The sequence below is a fragment of the Candidatus Protofrankia datiscae genome, assembly GCF_000177615.2.
GTDB classification, from domain to species: domain Bacteria; phylum Actinomycetota; class Actinomycetes; order Frankiales; family Frankiaceae; genus Protofrankia; species Protofrankia coriariae.
Map to the genome: position 1 here is coordinate 938,936 of NC_015656.1, position 20,784 is coordinate 959,719.

Below are 20,784 nucleotides of genomic sequence, written 5' to 3' on the forward strand. Positions count from 1 at the left end.
CGTTGGCGGCGGCCGGCGGGGCGGAGGCGATTTGTCGGTTTGGCGACTGTGGCCCGCTCGCTCGCCCGCCCGGCAGCGTCGTGACCGTCCGACGCGCTGGGCGGAAAGTACGTGCCACGAACGGGATCCGGCCGCTGAGTGCACCGTTCGGGCGCCGCGGAGTACACCGTGGGCCCGTTCGAAGCGGCGGCGCCCGGCCGGCCCTCGTGCGGCCGAAATCGTCTTCTGGAGGTACTGTCATGTCCTGTGGCAGTGAGCAACAATGCGGTCGCCGGAGTAGTTCTCCACTATCTCGAGGACAATCCCGGTGAGATCGAGACCCTGAGTCCGCTGGTGCTGGCCCTGATAGAGGGGGCAGGTCCAGTGACGGACGCAGCCACGATGCCGGCGCATGTCACCTGGGGCGCGGTCGCGGTTACCGCGGACTGGCGGGTGCTGCATGTTCGTCATCGGGGTTCGGCGGGCTGGCTGCTCCCCGGCGGGCATGTCGACGCGGCGGACCGGTCCTTGTTGGGCGCGGCGCTGCGCGGGCTCGCCGAGAGAACCGGAATAGCGGCGAATTCTGTGATTCCGGACACTGTTTATCCGATTGATATTGACGCGCAGGTCGTGTCCGCCGATCCGGTTCGGGAAGAACCCTCGCATGTGCACTACGACGCTCGCTTCGTTCTGTATGTCCCGGACGAAACGGCGCAGCCGTGTTCCGCGGAGACGGTCGACCATCGCTGGATCCCGGTACGGGATCTGTCCGGCACGCTGGGTGACAAGCTTCGTGCCCGCTGCGCCCGCGACGCCCGAACGGAGCGGGCTCACCTCGCCTGACAAACCCGCCCGGGAACGGTGTGGTCGCGTTCCTTCCGCGCCTGGCGTCCCCACTGCTTCGGACATGCGCGCCGCCAAGGCCCGGCGGAGGGCATGTCCCCGCTACTTCCCGGGGTGTCTCCTGATTGCGCGAAGGACGCGGCCAGGGGCGGTCAGGGGCCAAACCGGGAATCGGGCCGGGGACCAGGACCACGAGCCAGGGAGCAGTGCCAACAGCGCCAACCCGCCATCCCGCCCCGTCGCCTGACAATAATGTCGAGGGCCGGTATGAGACTGTTTCCGGGCTGCCGAGGTACCGGCGGCCGGTGCGGCCGGTTCCAGCGTCTTTTGCCGGCGAATTTTCCGGTGGCTGTTTTCCGCGGAAAGGCCGCCTGGCGGGAGTCTTCTCGGCGTCCGGCACCGATCTGCGCGGTCGCGGAGAAAAGGGAGCGTGGCGATGCGGCGACGCCCTGCCACGGATATACATTTGCTGTGGCCATGCGGCACCATGCAATCGTCGCCATGCGGCACCGTGCACCGCCGCACAACGTCGCGAAAAACGCGACCCGGCGGCCGGCGGGGGAATTTTCAGGACCGCTGGGATCCGTCGATGTGCCGGCCCGGGTCCCGGTCTCGAGACGAACCGGCGCAATACTGGTCGCCGCTGCCGTGGTCAATGCTCTCGTGCTGGCTCCGGTCGTTGGATCCGTGCGTTTTGCCGGTGCCGGCGGATCCACGTCGAATGTTTCCGCGCCGGATGTTTCCGTGCCGGGCGTTCCCGCGGAGCCGCCAGCTGTCCGGTTGCCGTCCGTCGGTATCGTCGTCCCACCGCCGCGGCCCGTTCCCGAGGCCGCGCCGAAGGCGCCGTCGCTGCCCGGGTCCGACCTGTCCGAGCGGTTCCAGGGATATCTCGAAGGACGCCCCGGGCAGGTCGGTGTGGCAGTGTACGACGCGGTCACCGGTCGGACCGTCGCCGTCGACGACCCGACGGCGCCGGGTTTCGAGACGGCCAGCACGGTGAAACTGTCGATACTGCTGGGCATTCTGGAACGCGCCGGGCCGTCCGGACGTCTGGGCGCGAGCGAACTGCGCAACGCCCAGGCGATGATCTACGTAAGCGACAACAGGGCCGCGAGCCGGTTGTGGCGCTCACTCGGCGGCACGGCGTCGATGGACACCATGTTCAGCCGGCTTGGGATGACCAGGACGAAGGCGGGCGGCGGCGGGCGCTGGGGGCTCACCCTGACCAGCGCCGCCGACCAGCTCGCGGTGCTGCGCACGCTGGCCTATCCGGGCGGCGTACTGAGCGATCAGGCCCGGGCCACCGCGACGAGCCTGCTCGCCGGTGTGGTGCCCGCCCAGCGATGGGGCCTGCCCGGCGGGGTGCCCGCGGGCGTCACGGTGGAGGTGAAGAACGGCTGGCTGCCCCGCGACGGTGGCTGGGTGATCGCCAGCATCGGACATGTCCACGGAGGCGGACGGGACTACGTGATGGCGGTCTACAGCCGCGGCAACCCGTCGATGCGGGCCGGCATCGACACGGTCGAGGGGCTGTCCCGGATCGCCTGGGACGCCGCCGCGACGTCGGTGGCGGTGGCGTCCCGCGTCCCCTGAAGCCGTTCCGCCGCACTCGTCCCGCGGGAGTACTTCCGCGGCGAGGGCTGTGGGGCGACGGTCCACAGCCCTGAGGCTGCCCGGTGCGTCCGGTGCGTCTCCAGCCTGCCTACCGCCCCCTCGACCGGCTCGGCCCGGCCCGGCCCGATTCCGCCCTCGGGGCTGTGTCCGCTTTGCGACAAACAACGTGCCTGTGGGCTGTGGTGATGTTTGCTGACCACTGCTCTGTCCGCCGGCTGCGCCGCCCGGTCACGGTGACGATCCGATCTGGCCGGATATGTCGGACGAGTCGTGGCAGGCGGGGCTGTGACAGGCGAGCTGTGGTAGACGGGACTGTCACGTCACCGGGGGCTCAGGGCCGAGGAGGAGCAGTCGTGGATGCCGTGGAGACCGTTGCGGTCCGTTTCGACGACGTCGGCCCGCACCCCGTGGTCGACATCGTCGAGTCACTGTCGACGATCAAGACCGAAGGGCGGCACCTGTGGCTCGGCGGGGACGAGACGGCGACGATCGAGCGGGTGACCCTGGGCGCCGCCGGGGACATCTACGACAACCATGTCTCCTTCCCGGTCGGTGACTTCCTGCCGCTGCCGGCGGGGCCGGACGCGGACGGCGCCATCCCCGAGATCGACATCGAGGGGTTCGACCGGCATGGTGACTACCTGTGGTTCGTCGGTTCGCACAGCCTGACGCGCAAGCGGGTCAGACCGCACCACGCGACCGAGGACGCGCTGCGCGCCCTGGCAAAGATCCGTAAGAACGCGAACCGGCATCTGCTCGGCCGCATCCCGGTCGTCACCCAGGACGGGCTGCCCACCCTGGTGGGCAGCGCCGCCGCCCCGGACGGCGCCGGCGGGCAGCGGACCGCCGCCGCGCTGGGCCTGCGCAAGCAGACCCGGGTCACCACGGTGCTGAAGGGCGACGAGCATCTCGGCCCGTTCCTGACGATTCCGAGCAAGGACAACGGGCTCGACGTCGAGGGGCTGGCCGTCGTCGGTGAGCGGGTCTACCTGGGCCTGCGCGGGCCGGTGCTGCGCGGCTGGGCGGTGGTCGTCGAACTGCGTCCCACCGAGGGTGACGGCCAGGACCTCGGGCTGCGGCCGCTGGACGGCGGCCTCCCCTACCGGAAGCACTTCCTGAACCTCGACGGCCTGGGCGTGCGCGACCTGCTCGCCCAGGGGGACGACCTGCTCGTGCTCGCCGGCCCGACCATGGACCTCGACGGCCCGGTCCGGGTCTACCGGTGGCGTGGCGCGGCCAGGGCGGCGACGAGCGTCGTCGTCGACGACGAGGCGCTCGTCCGTGTGCTGGACCTGCCGTTCGGCGAGGGCGACGACCACGCCGAGGGGATCGCCCTGGCCCCGGGCGACCCTTCGTCGATCCTGGTCGTCCACGACAGCCCGGCGGCGCACCGCCGGCCCGCCCCAGGCGTGATCCTGGTCGACGTCTTCCGGCTGCCCTGACCGCCCCTGCCCCGACCGGGTGCCTGCCCCGACCGCCCCGAGCCCGCCTGAGCCTGGACGTCAGCTGAGCCTGGACGTCAGCTGCTGAAGCGGGCGACGGCACGCATCTTGTTCATCGCGTCCAGCGCCGCCACCTTGTAGGACTCGGCGAGCGTCGGGTAGTTGAACACGGCGTCCACCAGGTAGTCGATCGTCCCGTCGCAGCCCATCACGGTCTGGCCGATGTGGACGAGTTCGGTGGCCCCGGTACCGAAGACGTGGACGCCGAGCAGCTTGCGGTCGGTCGAGCTCACGAGCAGCTTCAGCATGCCGTAGGAGTCCCCGACGATCTGGCCGCGGGCGAGTTCGCGGTAGCGGGCCACGCCGACCTCGAACGGCACAGCCCGTTCGGTGAGTTCGTCCTCGGTGCTGCCGACGTAGGAGATCTCGGGGATGGTGTAGATGCCGATGGGCATCAGCTCGTGGCGCATCACGTGGACGGCCTCGCCGCAGGCCGCGTAGGCGGCGAGCCGGCCCTGCTCCATGGATGTCGCGGCAAGTGCCGGGAAGCCGATGACGTCGCCGACGGCGTAGATGTGGTCGACCTCGGTCCGGAAGTCCGAGCCGACCTTGATGCGCCCCCGGTTGTCGGCGCTCAGGCCCGCGTTGGAGAGGTTGAGCGCGGTGGTGAGCCCCTGGCGTCCGGCCGAGTACATCACGGTGTCGGCAGGGACCTTCTTGCCGCTTTCCAGCAGAGTCAGGGTGCCGTTGTTGTGGCGTTCGACGGACACGACCGACTCGCGAAACCTGAATGTAACAGCCAGGTCTCGTAGATGATACTTGAGAGCTTCGACGATCTCCACGTCGCAGAAGTCGAGCATCCGGTCACGACGCTCCACGACGGTCACCTTGGTGCCGAGCGCGGCGAACATGGACGCGTACTCGATGCCGATCACACCGGCGCCCACGACGACCATCGAGCCGGGAATCTTGTCCAGCGCCAGGATCTGGTCGCTGTCGACCACGGTGCGGCCGTCGAAGTCGACCGTGTCCGGTCGGGCCGGCCGGGTGCCGGTGGCGATGATGATTTTCTCCGCCCGGACCCGGCGCTCGTCGATCTGGTCGCTGCCGATGATGGCGATGGTGTTCGGGTCGACAAAGCTTGCCGTTCCGATGAGCAAGGCCACCCGATTACGGCTGAGCTGGTTACGAATGACGTCGATCTCACGTCCGATGACGTGCTGGGTGCGTGAGGACAGGTCCGAGACCGTTATGTCGTCCTTCAGTCGGTAGCTCTGTCCGTACATCTCCCGCTGGGTCATACCGGTGAGGTAGAGCACGGCTTCGCGCAGTGTCTTCGACGGGATCGTGCCGGTGTTGATGCAGACCCCGCCGACCATGTCACGACGATCGACGATCGCGACGCGGCGGCCCAGCTTGGCGGCGGCGATAGCCGCTTTCTGCCCGCCTGGGCCCGACCCGATGACGAGGAGGTCGTAGTCGTACATCGTTTGTCACCTCCTCAACTGAAAATTCCCACTATTGATTAGTTGGGAGAATATCCGGCCCGGCGGCCCGAGGTGTCCGGAACGTCAGGTTGTTACTGCCCCTTCTGCCGGGACCTCCGTACCTTCCCGGGCCGTCGCTTCCAGGTGGGCCGGCCGCGTCGGTGCGCGCGTGCCGGCCACACCTGGCGGCCGGTATGCGCCCGGCCCGGTCCGACACCGGCCCGGACAACTGGCATGGCCAGCGCGAACGACCGGCACGGCTCGGCCAGCCCGGCTCGGTCCGCCCGGCCGGCCGGCCCGCATGGCCCGGCCCGGGTGGCCCCATCGGCTGGCCCGTCCGGCCTGCGTGGCCGTCCGTCCGGCCCGCGGAAAAATCTTCGAGCTCCCCGTAACCTCCACCGTGGTGCCTCGTTGAACACGGGTGCGGGGGTCGTGGGGGCTTGCTGGGGGGTCTTCCACGGCTCCCCGCCGTCTGTTCGGCGCAGGTGGCGGGCAGCGGCCGCGGCCACACCGCCGGACTGCCCGGTGATCGCGGCCCGGCGACGCGCGGCAGCGATGATCATACTTTCTTCGGCCCGTCGGTGCCCCGCGGATCCGGGCTGCCGGCAGCGTGAAAGAGCATGATCACACTGCCGGCCGGGCCGGGCACGGTCTATGGGTGGGTCATCGACAGGACGTCCAGCGCGGCGTCCAGCTGCTCCTCGGTGAGCACGCCGGCAGCCACGTAGCCGCGCTCGAGGACGACCTCGCGGATCGTCTTCTCCTCGGCCAGGGACTGCTTGGCGACCTTGGCAGCCTCCTCGTAGCCGATGTAGCGGTTCAGCGGCGTCACGATGGACGGCGAGGACTCCGCGAACCGCCGGCAGCGCTCGACGTCCGCGACGATGCCGTCCACGCAGCGGTCGGCGAACAGCCGGCTGATGGTGGACAGGATGTGGATCGACTCCAGCAGGTTGCGGGCGATCACCGGCAGCATTACGTTCAGCTCGAAGTTGCCCGCGGAGCCGCCGAAGGCCACGGCCGCGTCGTTGCCGACCACCTGCGCGACGACCTGGCAGACGGCTTCGGGGATCACCGGGTTGACCTTGCCCGGCATGATCGACGATCCTGGCTGCAGGTCGGGCAGGTGGATCTCCCCGAGCCCGGCGCGCGGGCCCGACGACGCCCAGCGCAGGTCGTTGGCAATCTTGTACAGCGACAGCGCGATCACCCGCAGCACCCCGGAGGCCTCGACCAGGCCGTCCCGGGACGCCTGCGCCTCGAAGTGGTCGCGGGCCTCGGACAGCGGCAGGCCGGTGGCCGCCACCAACTGCTCGATGACGGCGGCGGCGAAGCCGGGCGGGGTGTTGATACCGGTGCCGACGGCGGTCCCGCCCAACGGGAGCTCACCGATGCGGGGCAGGGCCGCCCGCAGCCGCTCCACCCCGTAGCTGACCGCCGCCGCGTAGCCGCCGAACTCCTGACCGAGGGTCACCGGCGTGGCGTCCATCAGGTGGGTGCGCCCCGACTTCACGACCTCCCGGAACTCGACGCTCTTGCGCCCGAGGGCGGCGGCCAGGTGTTCGAGGGCGGGGATCAGGTCCCGGACGATCGCCTGCGTCGCCGCGACGTGGATCGACGACGGGAACACGTCGTTGGACGACTGGGACGCGTTGACGTGGTCGTTCGGGTGCACCGGCCGGCCCAGCCGCTCGGTGGCGAGGGTGGCCAGCACCTCGTTGGTGTTCATGTTGGACGACGTCCCGCTGCCGGTCTGGAACACGTCGATCGGGAAGTGGTCGTCCCAGGCGCCCTCGGCGACCTCCTGGGCGGCTTCGGAGATCGCGGTGGCGATCTCCGCGTCGAGGACGCCGAGTTTGGCGTTGACGGTTGCCGCCGCGGCCTTGATCCGTGCCAGGGCGGCGATGTGGGCCCGGGAGATCCGCTGGCCCGACACGGGGAAGTTCTCGACCGCACGCTGGGTCTGTGCCCGCCACCTGGCCGTGGCCGGCACGCGCACCTCACCCATGGAGTCGTGCTCGATGCGGTAGTCCTGCTCGCTCATATGCTCCCGCTCCCGCCGGTCGTCACCTGCTCGACATCTATCTACCGTCCAGGAGGTTAGGCGCAACGTGCGACGGGCGTCCGGTGGTGGGCGGTACGTACCCTCCGGCGGGGGCTTCCGGGTTCCCGGTGACCCGGCCGGCGGTCGTCGCCACCGCGACCGACGCCGGTATTCGGCGTGGAACACGCCGTCGCCGCCGGCCGGGTGCGAAGAAATTATTAACCGATTCATACGGGTTGCATTGTCCGGAAGCTGTCCGGAAGCTGTCCGGAAGCTGTCCGTCGGACGCGGCCCGGCATTTGCCGCGTTCGACGGTGTCGGTGCTAGTGTCACCGACGGGAGGAATGAATAGTTACGCGGTAACGACTGTGGTCGGCCGCACGGATATCTGAGATGGCGGCGGTCGTGCGTTTCGGTCCGCGTTTTCCACTGGTGTGTTCAGTGGCTCTGGCCACCGTGTGCGCCGTCAGTTCCTGCGGATCTGCCGCGCTGCCGGTACCGGACGGTTCCCCGAGCGTTTTTCCGCGGGTGTCGGGCGCGGCCGGCCCGGGCCGGCCACCGGTGGGGCACACGCCGGCCACCTCGTCGGCCGGCCCTTCCGACGGTTCGGCGCCGCTCGCCCGGCGAATGGCCCTCGCCGGGCTGCGGGCGGGCGCGGACGGTCCGGCAGGGTCCCCACGAGCCCGAACGGCTCCGCCGGCCGCGGTGTCTCCGCCGGCCAGGCTGCCTCCGCCATCCCCGCTGGCCACGGGGCCGGCACGGTTGGGCACCACTGGTGGCGGCCGGCCGTCGCCCCGCCCGGCCAGGAGCTCTCCCGCCTGCCTGGGGGATCCGGTCGTTGACGGCACCGACAGCGTCATCGACGACACCCGCGTCGACACCCGCGTCGACATCGGCATCGGCCTGGACACCCTGGGCGCGGAATGTCCACCGTCATCCTGACCGTCATCCTGACGTCCTGTTCGCCAGTACGGTGTCAGACCTGCCGGTAAACGGCCCACCGCGGTTTTTCGGCGGTTACGGCACGGCCGGGCACGATGTTTCCGATGTTTCCGTGACGCGGGCCGAACCTCGACGACATGGCGGTGACATATCCATGGCCCGCGGCGCGGGCGCGGACAGAGCGGACAGAACTGTCGGGAAATGATCCGCCGGTGGCCGGACCGCGTTGGAACGGAATCCGGCGACTGGCGGTTGGTCAACCACCGGAGCGCGGGCCCACCTGGCGGCCACCCGCGGCGGATGACCGGATCAGGGAAGATCCCACTCGCTGGCGGGCGGCCGCGGCCAGTTGACCGGCGGGTGGAGCGTCCGTTTCTCGGGCCAACCGGCCGGTACCGAGCGTGAGTAAGTCCACAGGGCGTGAGCGGGGCGGCGGACTGGCATCACCGAAGATCACTGGGCGGGGAGGTGGGCGTAGGCCGCGGTCGGCGAGACCGGGACCGCGTCCCGCGGCGGGTTGGTACCCAGCAGCACGTCGCCGATGTTGGACGTCACACCCAGCCAGTAGCGTTCGTTGCGGAAGTGGTGCAACCGGTGGTTACGCCAGATCCTGCGGTACATCCTGCCGCGCGGACGGTAGCCGGTGTGGATGAGGAAGTGCGTCCAGTCGTAGGCAAGCAGCCCCAGACCCGTGCACAGGGCCGCGGTGGCGGCGGGGGGAGGGCCAACCAGGGCGACGGCCAGCGCGGCCGCGCCGGCGTCGAGCACCTCCTGCGGCCGGATGAACATCGTGTCCATGTTCGTCGGGTCGCGGTGGTGCTGCTCGTGCCCCCAGCCGGCGATCCGGTAGCAGACCGCGCCGGCCCGGCTGCCCGGCCGGGCGTGCAGAATCCCGCGGTGCACCCCCCACTCGACGAACGGCTGCGCGGCGGCCATGGACACCGCGACCACCGCGTCCGTCCGGCTGAAGCGTCCGCGGGCGAGCCGCACGGCCGCCAGGCTCGCGGCCACACCCAACAGCACCGGTGGACGCGGATGGGTCACGAAACGGCCGGCCGCGGCGCGCAGCGTGGTGGTTTCGGACGCCCGGCCGTGGGGACCGGGCCGGTCCAGGCGGGCGACAGCCGCGGTGACCCGGTGTAGTGCGGCCCGGTGTAGGGCAGCCCAGCGTGGGGCGACCCGGCGCGGGGTGACGGCCGTGGTCCGCACCGGCGCCGATGTCGTCGACATGGTTCGGAACGGTACCTTCAGAACGGCACCGTCGAATACGCCTGCAGTTTGGTCAGTTGATGCTGGCTGTCCACCCGCCGGATCGTCCCGCTGCGGGAGCGCATCACCAGCGACGACGTGTTGGCGCCGCCCGGCCGGTACCGAACACCGGCCAGCAGCTCACCGTCGGTGATACCGGTGGCGACGAAGAAGACGTTGTCGCTGTCCACGAGCTCGCGGGTGGTCAGTACGCGCCTGAGGTCGTGGCCGGCGTCGACGAGTTTGGTGCGTTCGGTGTCGTCCCGCGGCCACAGCCGTCCCTGGATGACACCGCCGATACAGGTCACCGCGCACGCGCTGATGATCCCTTCGGGTGTGCCGCCGATGCCGAGCAGCAGGTCGACGCCGGTGTCGGCGGAGGCAGCCATGACCGCGCCGGCGACGTCTCCGTCGGAGATGAGCTTCACCCGGGCGCCGGCCGCGCGGATCTGCTCGATCAGCTGGACGTGGCGCGGGCGTTCCAGGACGACGACGGTCACGTCCCGCGGATGCACGCCCTTGGCTTTGGCGACGGCCCGGACGTTGTCCTCGACCGGCGCCGTGATGTCCACCACGCCGGCGGCCTCGGGGCCGGTGACGAGCTTCTCCATGTAGAAGCACGCGCTCGCGTCGTACATGGACCCGCGCTCGGACACCGCCATCACGGAGATCGCGTTGTTCATGCCCTTGGCGGTGAGCGTGGTGCCGTCCACCGGGTCGACGGCGACGTCGCACTCGGGGCCTTCGCCCGAGCCGACCTCCTCGCCGTTGAAGAGCATGGGGGCCTCGTCCTTCTCGCCCTCGCCGATGACGACGACGCCCCGCATCGACACCGTGCCGACGAGCCGTCGCATGGCGTCCACGGCGGCCTGGTCGGCGCCGTTCTTGTCACCGCGCCCGACCCATCGGGCGGCCGCGAGTGCCCCCGCCTCGGTCACTCTGACGAGCTCGAGGGCGAGGTTGCGGTCGGGTGCCTGCCCCTGGACGACGAGAGGATCAGGAAGGTTCGCGCTTTCGACTGCCACGGAAGTGAGACTAGTTGCACATCAGTGAATCCGCCCACCGATAGCCGGCGGGTCACCGGCAGCCCTTCGCCCCGCCGGCCGCGGGGCGGATGTCACCCGGTCACGGCCCGGTGCGGTCGCGTGGGCCCAGGCCGCCGGTCCCGCGCGGGGTGCCAGCCGCGGCACCCGGGTGGATACCCGCCGGTACCCGCGGCTGGCAGGACGGCCGGGCGTGGAAATACGATCGCACCGCTTTTGGGACGGCAGTCCGCGGAACGCCAATGTCAGGTGTGTGACATCTCGATCGTCCTACTTGGTGCAACCTTGACCAGCGGACATACGTCCAACCTCACACATGGGCGTCCGGCACGCGGAGGGGGCGTGCCGGACGCCCATCTATTGTTTACCGACGGTTGGCGCCAGGCATTCGACCTGGCCGGCAGACGCGCTGTTAGTTGGCTTACGTCCGGGCCGTGCTTCAACAGGCGCCCGATAATTATTTTATCGATGATGTTTCCTGAATGCGGTGTGTGGTCGTCGCGGGTGTGCCCCCGGGACGCCGACAGCGCGATCCGGCGCGATCCACCGCGATCCGGCGCCATGACGGGCGGCCGACCGGGCACGGGATCCGGCGCGGAGACCACCGTCCGGCGATGACCGATGCGGGATCGCCACGGACGAAAAGGGACCGAGCGGGCCGACTGCCCCGTCGGGCCGCATCCCCGGGACGGCAGGATGGAACGATGGCACGACGACGCGGTCAGGAAACGATCCGAGACATGGCGCTGTCCCTCGGGGTGGTGATGGCCGGGGTGCTGCTGGTCGCGCTGTTCATGCCCAGAGGCGGCGGCGACCCGGTGCGCACGGTGGACACGGCCGCCCCGGTGGCCGCGTTCGCGCGGTTGGCGCCCTTCGACGTCCTGGCGCCGACGGGTCTGCCCGACCACTGGAAGCCCACCTCGGTCCGCACCTCGGGGCTGTCGGACACCGCGCCGGGAACGGTCGAGCTGACGATCGGGTACGTCGTCGACCGCCCGGATGACAGGACGTACGCGCAGCTCAACGAGAGCAACGCCCGGGACGCGGTCAAACGCGTCCTGGGGGACCGGCCCGTGACGGGGACTGTCGAGTTCGCCGGAGCGTCCTGGCAGGAAAGACGGGACGATGCCGGCCATCTGGCGCTGACCCGCCAGGTCGGTGATGTCGTGCTGATCGTCTCCGACGGCGGTGGCAAGGGCGGGGCGTCCGCCGCCGACCTGGGGGTGCTCGCGGCGTCGCTGCGCCCGCACGCCGCGCCGTAGGCCGCGCGCCAGCGGGCCGTGCGTCAGCGGACGCCCGGATCCGCCGGGCCGGTACCGGCGGCGTCGACAGCGCTGTCGAGGCGGGCGCGGGCTCCCTCCAGGAACGCCTGGCACACCTTCGCGAGTTCTTCGCCGCGTTCCCACAGCGACAGCGACTCCTCCAGGGTGATGCCACCGGCCTCCAGCCGGCGGACGACGTCCTCCAGCTCCGAGCGGGCCCTTTCGTACGTCAGCGGCTGCTGCCCCACCGGTGACGGCTGCTGCTCTGGCGTGTCGCTCGACCCCGGCACCTTCAGCCTCCTCATGGTTCGGCCGGCCCTGCTTGGAGCAGGCCTGGGACAGGCTCGGAGCAGGCTCGGAGCAGGCTCGGACCGGTTACGGAACGGTACGGGACGGTATTGTGCCGGACGGCGTCGCCTGGCCCGGTAGGCGTTCCGGCGGAGTTCCAGTGGATATCGCGCCGGTGGGTGGCGTCAGCCCTGCTTGACGGGACGGGTGGCCTGGAGCGATCGTCTCCCGACATGCGAACTGGTGACGTCCGCGCGGGTGATGTCTGATGAGCGTGAGCGATGCCGGCCGTCAGGAGGTGGCGGACGGGCTGAGCGACGAGGAGTTCGTCGACGCGCTGCCCAAGGTGGAGCTGCACGTCCATCTTGAGGGATCCATGCGTCCGCGGACCCTGCTCGCCCTTGCGCGCCGCCACGGGGTGGACGATCTTCCCACCGATATCGAGGGCCTGACGAAGTTCTACGAATTCCGCGACTTCGACCACTTCATCGAGGTCTATCTGGCCGCCGTCCGGGTGCTGCGGGACGCCGACGACTTCGCCGTCCTCGCCAGGGAGACCGCGCTGGGGCTCGCCGGCCAGGGAGTCCGGTACGCCGAGATCACCTTTACGCCGTTCCTGCACATCCAACGCGGCATCGACGCCGACGAGCTTTTCGGCGGCATCGAGCGGGGCCGCCTGGACGCCGAGCGGGAAACCGGCATCCAGGTGCGGTGGGTGACCGATATTCCCGGCCTGCCGAACATGAACCTACGCCCCGCGTCCGAGGGCACCGTCGAGTTCGCGCTGAACCGCCGGGAGTCCGTGATCGCGCTCGGTCTCGGCGGGCCGGAGGTCGATGTGCCCCGCCCTCAGTTCGCCGAGGCGTTCACCGTCGCGCGTGACGCCGGGCTGCACCGCGTCCCCCACGCCGGCGAGACCACCGGGGCGCGCACCATCTGGGACGCCCTCGAGTATCTGCACGCCGAGCGCATCGGCCACGGCATCCGGGCCCTCGACGATCCGGCCCTCGTCGAGCATCTGCGGGCGCATCACATCCCGTTGGAGGTGTGCCCGACGTCGAACCTGCGCACCGGGGTCGTCGCGGACTATCCGGACCACCCGTTGCCCACGCTGATCGAGCTGGCGCTGCCGGTCAGCCTCAACAGCGATGATCCACCCATGTTCGGTACCACGTTGCGTGACGAGTACCTGCACGCGTTGCGCAGCCTGGGGCTGCGCCGCGACCAGGTGGTCGGCCTGGCCGCGGCCGCGGTGGAGCACTCGTTCGCCCCCGCCCCGCTCAAGGACGCCCTCCGCGCCGAGATCGCCGCAGCCGCCGACCGCGTCCAAGCTGCTTCTTGACCCGCGTTCCCGCTTCCTGATCTTCCTGCGGGCTGCTTTACGAATGTGCAACGAATGTTTGACGGACTCGGTAGCCTTGAGACATGGCAACCACCATCGGCTTTCGGCCCACCGAGGAAGACGAGCAGATCATCAAGGCTGCCATGCGTCCGGACGAGCGCACCAGCGACGTGATCCGTCGCGCGTTGCGGCTGCTCGAACGGGAGGTCTGGCTGTCGCGTGCCCGCTGTGACGCGGAACGTCTCGCGGACGAGGATCTCGGCGACGAGGCCGACGTCTGGTGATCCGTGGTGCGGTCTACCGGGTGGATCTCGGTGACGCCAGGCGTGGTCACGAACAACGCGGCCGGCGCCTCGGGCTGGTACTGAGCCCGAGCTCGATGCCGTGGAACGTGGCCACGGTCATACCCACCTCCACCACCGCGCAGCCCGCCGTCTTCCGGCCGTCGCTGGAGATCGGCGGGCAGTTGACCAGGTTTCTCGTGGATCAGATCCGCAGCCTCGATGTCGCCTACGTTCATGGTGATCCCGTCCACTATCTGGATCACCATGAACTGGCCGAGGTCGAACGCGCTGTGATCCGCTATCTCGGCCTGTAGGCCGCCTGGCACCGGCTCGGCGGCCGCCGGCGTGGACGTCGGTGCCGTGGTGGCGTTCACCGACACCGACACCGACACCGACACCGTCCTCCGCCGGAGCCGTCCCGTGGTCGACGTTCTCAACCGCCGGGTTCCGGCCCCGGCCGGCCGGCCGGCGCGGCGGGGATGGGGACGCAGGCGCGCACCTCCCGGCGGCCGTGCCCGGCGGGCAGCGTCACCCCAGTGACGTGGACGGATACCCCGTAGAGGTCGCTGAGGCGTTCGCCGGTCACCACGTCGTCGGGATGGCCGTCGGCGACGACGCGGCCGTCCCGCATGAGTACCGCCCGGCTGGCAGTGCCGCCGTGCCTGTCTTCCCAGGTCAAGGCACAGATCCAGCGACTCGCGTTACCACGAACTGCGGAAGCCGGGCGCTAGAACTCCGTGAACGCGGATAGAACGGACTTTATCGTCCGCATCCTCATTTATCTTCCCCGAAGTTGTCCCTGAACTGCGGAAACGGTGCGCTGGGCGGGAGGCATGGGCGGGGACGACAGGAGCCGGTCGGCTCGGGCGTGGCGCGCCTGCTTCCGCGGGGCGCTTCGGCGATCGTGACGGCCAGCGGATCCGGTCGGGACCGCCTCGCCGACTATGCGTTCCGCGCCCAGGGCATCATGATGTCGCGGCCCAAGGCGGGATCCGCCCTGCGGAAGAGGTCGACCTGCTCGACCGAGATCCCTACCTCGCCGGCCAGGATGATCCCGGCCTCACCGGCCTGATGCGGAGAGCTCCGCGTACCGTACAGTGTGAGCAGGCCGTTGACACCCGCGATATCCGCTTCCCGGAGATTGCACTGACCGGCCGATGTCGCATCGAAACGTGCGCCGTCCAGTCTGCGGTCGCGGAAGACGAACCTGTCCAGCCTTCCGTCGAACTCGGCTTCCCGAAAGGTGCAGCCCGCAAAAAATCACGCCGAGAGCCTTTGCGCTGTCCACGAGCAGTAGTCAAGTCGGCAGTTCGTAAACGCGACGTCCTCGACGCGCTCGAACCGCACCGATCAGCTGACCAGCCGGTATCCGGAGAACTCGACCCTCCGCACGGAGATTCTGCTCCATGCGGAGTTGGAGAGGTCCGCCTCCTCGAACCGGATGTCGGCGCAGCTCAACGGCCCGAAATTCGCACCCGTGAGGTCCAGCCCCTTCAACAGGGACTGGATGATGCTTCCTTTCCCGCGGACACCGTCCTGGTCGCCGGTGAGCCGATGGCCGTCCACCTCGAAATGCCCGTGCAGCCGAGCGAGGGCGTCCGCCAGCGCATCCAGCTCTATCGCCGCCGCCGCCGGAGCCGTCGCCGCTCGCCTACGTCCCGGAAGCCCACGCGGGTCAGCATAGAGGCCCGAGGCGAATGCCCCGTCCGCCAGCACCGCGCACTCGGTGCCGGTCGGTAGCGTCACCGCGCATACAGGTGCTACCGGTAGGTGGCGCGGCCGTTGCGGCCGTGTCGCCACCCATCCGTTCGGCGTGGCTCGCGCTGTCCGGCAAGGAGCGGCGGCAACCGGTCCGGGTCGTTCAGGCCGGGCTCAGGCCGAGAGCGTGTGGACGTTGGACGGAGCGGCTTCCGAGGCCGGGGGCAGGGCGTCCGCGCTGGAAGCGCCTGTGGCGGCTGGGGAGTCCGTGCTGCTCGGGGAATCTGCGGAAGCGGGGGCTTCGGCGGTGTCGGTGCCGGTGGTCGGCGTGCCCAGCGGCGCGGGACTGGCGGCCGGGATAGCCGGGCCGCCGCCTGCCGCCCGCACCGGCGAGAAGACCGTACGGATCACGGCGAGCAGAAAGCTCAGAATGGTCGTCCCGGTTCCCACAACGATCATGCCGGCCCGTGCGAGGCCCGCCGGGCGTCCGCGGAGAGAGGCCCCGACACCGTTGCGTACCCCGCGTGGCAGCACCTTGAGAACGAAGTCGCGTTTAGGGCCGAGCGGGCCGCGTGCTGGTGCGCGGTAGCCCGCGCACAAACGCCGGAGCGTGGCCTTTGATGCGCCTTCCGCCCAACAGCGGCGCACGATGTACGAGGGACGCTGCCGCTGGGCGGGCACGTGGTGGTGGATGACCGCGGCCGGTTCGTGCACGAAGCGGCCGTCCGGGATCAGGGCGGTGGCGCGGATGCACAGCTCTGTTTCCTCGCAGCCCGATGCTCCTTTGGTCTGCCGGCCCAGGCGGGTGTCGAAACCCCCGGTGGTGGTGAACACGCTTCGCCGGAACAGGGCGCAGCCACCGAAGACATTACGCACGGCCGTCTGCTGGGTGGGTAATCCGTGATGGCTGCAACCGACCGTCCAGAGCAGCTCGGATGGGAACCAGCCGGGTTTCTCACCACCCCAGTCGGGGGTCACCCAGCCGCCGACTCCCAGGATGTCGGGGTCGGCGGCCGCGACCTGTACAAGGGATGACAACCAGGACGGATCGGCGACCGCGTCATCGTCCAGGAATGCCACGAATTCGCTGTCGACCGCGGCAATACCGACATTACGTGCGTTGGACAGCCCGGTACGCCCCCCGGTGCTGAGGACGAGTTCGGGGCCGGCTCGCTCACGCAGGCGGGCGAGCAGCTCGTCGTCGCCGTCCACGACCACGACAACCTGGTCCGGGCGCAGCTTCTGGTCCCAGAGCGAGTCGAGAGCTCTTGTAAGTTGCGGCCATCGTGCCACGAGATGGCTGCACACCACGACACTGACACTGCTCACGACACCGATACCGACACTGGTCACGGTTTTCTCCACGGACGTTCGGGGCCTTGGGGCGGTATGAACGGGACCGGGCTCGCGCCGTCTTCCGGCCAGTTGGTGTGGCTGGCCGGTGGGGCGGGGCCGGGGTGACCCGGTCATGGTTGTTCCTGGGCGGCTGGTTCCTGCCGCGTGCGCAGGCCACGCCGGACGGCCCGAAAAACGCGCCACGGGGCCCGGGTACCACGTCGCAGATACGGAACAACTCCGGGCTGGCCGCTGCGGACCAGGGCGAGGGTCTGTTCCGGGCTCGTCGAGCCGGTGACTATCAGTCGGCTGATCGAGAACGGGGACGTGTCACGGCGGTGAATGCGGTATCCCACCTCGCAGGCGGAGGCGAAACCGGTCTCCGCCACGGCCTCGCGGACAGCGCGTGTGTGATATCCGAACGGATAGCAGAAACTCTGGACCGGAGAGCTGAGCTCGTCCTCAAGCAGGTGACGGCTGGTCTCGACGTCGTGGCGCAGCTCGGGGCCGGCCAGCAGGTCGAGGTCGGTGTGCCGATGGCCGTGCGAGTCGATCTCGTAGCCGGCGGCGTGCAGGTCCCGCAGGTCGGACCAGGTGAGCAGGGGGGACGCACCCTCCGGGTACGCCGACAGCCACGTCGCCCGGCCGCCCACGTAGGCGGTGGGAGCGTAGAGGGTCGCCCCGGCGTTCGCCTGCCGCAGCACCGGGACGGCGTGGGTGGAGAAATCCGCGAAAGCGTCGTCGAAGGTGATCGCGATGTGTTTCCCGGCCGGTCGGGAAAGCGCTTCGGAAAGGCCCAGCAGCTGGTAGCCGGCCGCACTGAGACAGGCCAACTGTTCGGCGAACAGCGCCGGCGGGACCTGCCATCGGCGAAATGCCGCGCTGGCACCGTCGCCGATGCTGTGGAACATCAGCACGGGCAGGACGGGAAAACCATCGGTCATGCCCGGCCCCAGGTGATGGTTTTGTTCTCCTGGCCGGCCGTCCCGGGCCGCGATGAGCGGAGATTGCTTCCGTCGCGTTGTTCCGTTGATTCACCGGCGCGATAGTGATCGCGCCGGGAGCGTGGTATCGAAGAGCTCTGGAGGGGCCAGTGGGAAACTGTTTCGCCGGCTGAACACGAGCGCGCCGGCACTGGTCGCGCCAATGTTTTCCTCCCAGGGACCTGGGGATGCGGGCCGTCGGCAGCACAGAAAAAGCATGATCGTACTGTCTCTGACTCGCTGACGGACGTTTGGAATCTTCCGCTGGAAATCATAGCACCACGGAGGTGAAGGATCGTGCCCTGATCCCAGGAATAATCCAATGACTACTGTTCGAAGCTGGCCGGATGTATTGCGTCGTCCCCGGTTGGTTTACCGAGTTTTCCTGAGGTCTTGCCTGAGGTCTTGCCTGAGGTCTGGCCCGATGTCTCCGGTGGATGCGCGGCGGTGGCGCCGCCTGACGTTGATTCCCCCCGCCCTGGTCGACCGAAAGCGGTTCGATCATCTTTTCGGGGCCCGGGCCCGCGTGATTCCCGGCCCGTGCCGGCGTTCCGGATCATGCTGGCTTTCCGGGCCGAAGCGGCTTCTCGGGTCAGGTCGTGGTGCCGGTCTGTGTCCGCGCGCCAGCTGGCGGGGAGTCGACCGTCGCAGGGAAGGAGCCGCCGGCGACCCGTACGGTCAGCGCGTCGCCAGGGGTGGCCTGGGCGGGATCACGCACGATGGAGCCGTCGGCGACTCTGCGTACCAGCGCGTATCCCCGGTCCAGAGTGGCCGCTGGTGACAGCGCGTGCAACTGGGCCAACGCATGGGCCAGCTCCTGGTCGGCCCGTTCGAGTTGGTGGAGCACGCAGCGCCGGCCACGGGAGCGCAGCGCCCGCACGTACTCGTCGTGACGGTCGAGCTCACGCCCGGGCGCGGCCAGCGCCGGGCGGCCGCGCAGGTCGGCCAGCCACCGTTCCTCCCGGTCCAGGCGCTGCTCGACGGACCGCCGGGCCCGGCCACGCAGCGTCGTCACCAACGCGAGCTGTTCGGCCACGTCCGGTACGACCCGCTTGGCCGCGTCCGTCGGAGTGGACGCCCGCACGTCCGCGACGAAGTCGAGCAGGGGCGTGTCCTGCTCGTGGCCGATCGCGGAGACCACCGGGGTGGTGGCCGCGGCCACGGCCCGCACCAGCGCCTCGTCGGAGAACGGCAGCAGATCCTCCAGCGACCCGCCGCCGCGGGCGATCACGATGACGTCCACCTCGGGGACGCCGTCGAGCTCGCGCAGCGCGTCGATGATCTGCCCGACAGCCAGCGGTCCCTGCACCGCGACCTCACGCGAGACGATCCGCACCGCGGGCCAGCGGCGGCGGGCGTTCATGACCACATCCCGTTCGGCGGCGCTGGCCCGTCCGGTGATCAGCCCGACGGCCCGGGGCAGGAAGGGCGGCCGGCGCTTGCGGGACGCCGCGAACAGCCCCTCGGCCGCGAGCATGCCGCGCAGCTGTTCGAGTCGGGCGAGCAGGATCCCGGTACCGATCGGGCGGATCTCGGTGACGGCGAGCGCGAGCGTCCCCCGCGCGGGATGGAACGACGGTTTGCCCTGGACCACCACCCGGGCGCCGTCGGTGAGCGCGGACCCCACCGCGTCGCAGACCGCCCGCGGGCAGGTCAGCCGCAGCGACACGTCGGCTACCGGATCACGCAGGGTGAGGAACACGGTGGCCAGGCCCGGCCGTCGCACGATCTCGGTGAGCTGGCCCTCCACCCAGACCCGGCCGAGCCGGTTGATCCAGTCGCCGATTGCCCGGGCGACCGTCCGGACGGGCAACGGCTGCTCCGGGGTGGAGGTGAGCGCCATCGGATAACCGTAGCCAGCGCGGCCGTGCGGGCCTTCGGGCCGATGCACAAAGCACGAGAGCTGTCCGCCCGGACATCGGTATGTGACGGTTGTCGTTTGGCCTTCCGGGCGCTGCCGGGCCGCGTAGACTCCGGGACATGGGGCGGATCCTGCTGGCCAATCCGCGCGGGTACTGCGCTGGTGTCGACCGAGCGGTACAGACGGTCGAGAAGGCACTGGAGCTGTACGGCGCTCCCGTCTACGTCCGTAAGCAGATCGTGCACAATGCCCACGTCGTCAAGACGCTGGAGGCAAAAGGCGCGATCTTCGTGGAAGAGACCTACGAGGTTCCTACCGGGGCGACCGTGGTGTTCTCCGCCCACGGCGTCGCACCGACCGTCCACGAGGAGGCGAGGTCTCGGGAGCTGCGAACGATCGATGCCACGTGCCCGCTGGTGACCAAGGTCCACGGTGAGGCGCGCCGGTTCGCCAAGGAGGACTTCGACATCCTCCTCATCGGCCACGAGGGCCACGAGGAGGTTATCGGTACCACGGGCCAGGCGCCCGACCGCATCCACCTCGTCGACGGCGCGGAGGACGCGGAGGCTGTCCGGGTTCGGGACGAGTCCAAAGTCGCCTATCTGTCCCAGACCACCCTGTCGGTCGACGAGACCGAGGTCACCGTGCGGGCGCTGCGCGAGCGGTTCCCGCTGCTGCAGGGGCCGCCGAGCGCCGACATCTGCTACGCCACCCAGAACCGGCAGGTGGCGGTCAAGGAGATCGCCAGCCAGGTCGAGCTCATCCTGGTCGTCGGGTCGCCGAACTCGTCGAACTCGGTACGCCTGGTGGAGGTCGCTCTCGACCACGGAGTGCCCGCCGCCCATCTGGTGGACAACGCCGAGCAGGTCGACCCAGCCTGGCTCGAAGGGGTTGAGACGATCGGCGTGACCAGCGGGGCGTCCGTTCCCGAGGAACTGGTGACGGAGGTTGTCGCGTGGCTTGCCGAACGTGGTTTTGACGACGTTCAGCAGGTGACGTCGGCGGAGGAGCATCTGTTGTTCGCCCTGCCGCCCGAGCTCCGCCGGGAAATCCGTGCCCGGGAGCGGGCGGCCAGCGGTAGCCAGTAAG

At 69.8% G+C, this 20,784-nt stretch carries 19 protein-coding genes; 9 read left to right on the top strand and 10 right to left on the bottom strand.

Features of this window, described 5'->3' with window-relative positions; translation table 11 throughout:
* Window positions 1–246 precede the first annotated feature (246 nt).
* From FSYMDG_RS03910 to FSYMDG_RS03920, 3 genes are all read left to right on the top strand, one after another.
* Entirely contained in the window at window positions 247–822 is a 576-nt protein-coding gene (locus tag FSYMDG_RS03910; RefSeq protein WP_013872288.1) for an NUDIX hydrolase, read from the top strand.
* A 744-nt stretch (window positions 823–1,566) separates the two neighbouring features.
* A complete protein-coding gene (locus FSYMDG_RS03915; RefSeq protein WP_237702976.1) occupies window positions 1,567–2,415 on the top strand; it encodes a serine hydrolase in 849 nt (282 codons plus the stop codon).
* Between the two features lie 374 nt (window positions 2,416–2,789).
* A complete protein-coding gene (locus FSYMDG_RS03920; protein WP_013872290.1) occupies window positions 2,790–3,878 on the top strand; it encodes a DUF3616 domain-containing protein in 1,089 nt (362 codons plus the stop codon).
* Between the two features lie 77 nt (window positions 3,879–3,955).
* Here FSYMDG_RS03920 and sthA read toward each other — a convergent pair whose 3' ends face one another.
* On the bottom strand, window positions 3,956–5,365 hold the full coding sequence (gene sthA, locus FSYMDG_RS03925) for a Si-specific NAD(P)(+) transhydrogenase (RefSeq protein ID WP_013872291.1): 1,410 nt from the start codon (window positions 5,363–5,365) through the stop codon (window positions 3,956–3,958).
* A gap of 652 nt (window positions 5,366–6,017) precedes the next feature.
* Complete coding sequence (locus tag FSYMDG_RS03930; protein ID WP_013872292.1) at window positions 6,018–7,409, bottom strand: class II fumarate hydratase; 1,392 nt, start codon at window positions 7,407–7,409, stop codon at window positions 6,018–6,020.
* A 762-nt stretch (window positions 7,410–8,171) separates the two neighbouring features.
* Here FSYMDG_RS03930 and FSYMDG_RS25765 point away from each other — a divergent pair.
* Window positions 8,172–8,351: a hypothetical protein gene (locus FSYMDG_RS25765; RefSeq protein ID WP_131773832.1), complete on the top strand. Its 180-nt coding sequence runs from the start codon at window positions 8,172–8,174 to the stop codon at window positions 8,349–8,351.
* A 453-nt stretch (window positions 8,352–8,804) separates the two neighbouring features.
* Here the strand turns inward: FSYMDG_RS25765 and FSYMDG_RS03940 are convergent, their stop codons facing one another.
* Entirely contained in the window at window positions 8,805–9,581 is a 777-nt protein-coding gene (locus FSYMDG_RS03940) for a sterol desaturase family protein (RefSeq protein WP_013872294.1), read from the bottom strand.
* A gap of 17 nt (window positions 9,582–9,598) precedes the next feature.
* Entirely contained in the window at window positions 9,599–10,624 is a 1,026-nt protein-coding gene (gene glpX / locus FSYMDG_RS03945; RefSeq protein ID WP_013872295.1) for a class II fructose-bisphosphatase, read from the bottom strand.
* Between the two features lie 722 nt (window positions 10,625–11,346).
* Between glpX and FSYMDG_RS03950 the strand changes: the two genes are divergently transcribed.
* A complete protein-coding gene (locus FSYMDG_RS03950) occupies window positions 11,347–11,904 on the top strand; it encodes a DUF4245 domain-containing protein (protein ID WP_013872297.1) in 558 nt (185 codons plus the stop codon).
* A 23-nt stretch (window positions 11,905–11,927) separates the two neighbouring features.
* On the opposite strand, the gene FSYMDG_RS03955 is transcribed toward FSYMDG_RS03950, so the two are convergent.
* Entirely contained in the window at window positions 11,928–12,209 is a 282-nt protein-coding gene (locus tag FSYMDG_RS03955) for an exodeoxyribonuclease VII small subunit (RefSeq protein ID WP_043602911.1), read from the bottom strand.
* A 251-nt stretch (window positions 12,210–12,460) separates the two neighbouring features.
* Here FSYMDG_RS03955 and add point away from each other — a divergent pair, with 251 nt between their 5' ends.
* From add to FSYMDG_RS03970, 3 genes are all read left to right on the top strand, one after another.
* Window positions 12,461–13,534 carry an adenosine deaminase gene (gene add / locus FSYMDG_RS03960; protein WP_013872299.1) on the top strand — a complete coding sequence of 358 codons (1,074 nt, stop codon included), beginning with the start codon at window positions 12,461–12,463 and terminating at the stop codon, window positions 13,532–13,534.
* 83 nt (window positions 13,535–13,617) lie between these two features.
* Window positions 13,618–13,818, top strand: coding sequence for a hypothetical protein (locus FSYMDG_RS03965; RefSeq protein ID WP_013872300.1), 201 nt, complete (start codon window positions 13,618–13,620; stop codon window positions 13,816–13,818).
* A complete protein-coding gene (locus FSYMDG_RS03970) occupies window positions 13,815–14,132 on the top strand; it encodes a type II toxin-antitoxin system PemK/MazF family toxin (RefSeq protein WP_013872301.1) in 318 nt (105 codons plus the stop codon). The genes FSYMDG_RS03965 and FSYMDG_RS03970 overlap by 4 nt, the downstream gene beginning before the upstream one ends.
* 119 nt (window positions 14,133–14,251) lie before the next feature.
* Here the strand turns inward: FSYMDG_RS03970 and FSYMDG_RS03975 are convergent, their stop codons facing one another.
* The 5 genes from FSYMDG_RS03975 to xseA all read right to left on the bottom strand — a co-directional run bounded on the left by FSYMDG_RS03975 (window position 14,252) and on the right by xseA (window position 19,677).
* A complete protein-coding gene (locus FSYMDG_RS03975) occupies window positions 14,252–14,497 on the bottom strand; it encodes a hypothetical protein (protein ID WP_193353090.1) in 246 nt (81 codons plus the stop codon).
* Between the two features lie 671 nt (window positions 14,498–15,168).
* A complete protein-coding gene (locus FSYMDG_RS03985) occupies window positions 15,169–15,564 on the bottom strand; it encodes a hypothetical protein (protein ID WP_013872302.1) in 396 nt (131 codons plus the stop codon).
* Window positions 15,565–15,690: 126 nt separating this feature from the next.
* Window positions 15,691–16,869, bottom strand: coding sequence for a glycosyltransferase family 2 protein (locus FSYMDG_RS03990; protein ID WP_237702977.1), 1,179 nt, complete (start codon window positions 16,867–16,869; stop codon window positions 15,691–15,693).
* A 113-nt stretch (window positions 16,870–16,982) separates the two neighbouring features.
* On the bottom strand, window positions 16,983–17,795 hold the full coding sequence (locus FSYMDG_RS03995; protein WP_013872304.1) for a polysaccharide deacetylase family protein: 813 nt from the start codon (window positions 17,793–17,795) through the stop codon (window positions 16,983–16,985).
* Window positions 17,796–18,426: 631 nt separating this feature from the next.
* The gene (gene xseA, locus FSYMDG_RS04000) at window positions 18,427–19,677 is read right to left on the bottom strand and encodes an exodeoxyribonuclease VII large subunit (protein WP_013872305.1); all 1,251 of its coding nucleotides are present in this window, start codon (window positions 19,675–19,677) and stop codon (window positions 18,427–18,429) included.
* A gap of 137 nt (window positions 19,678–19,814) precedes the next feature.
* Between xseA and FSYMDG_RS04005 the strand changes: the two genes are divergently transcribed.
* On the top strand, window positions 19,815–20,783 hold the full coding sequence (locus FSYMDG_RS04005) for a 4-hydroxy-3-methylbut-2-enyl diphosphate reductase (protein ID WP_013872306.1): 969 nt from the start codon (window positions 19,815–19,817) through the stop codon (window positions 20,781–20,783).
* Window position 20,784: the final 1 nt, after the last annotated feature.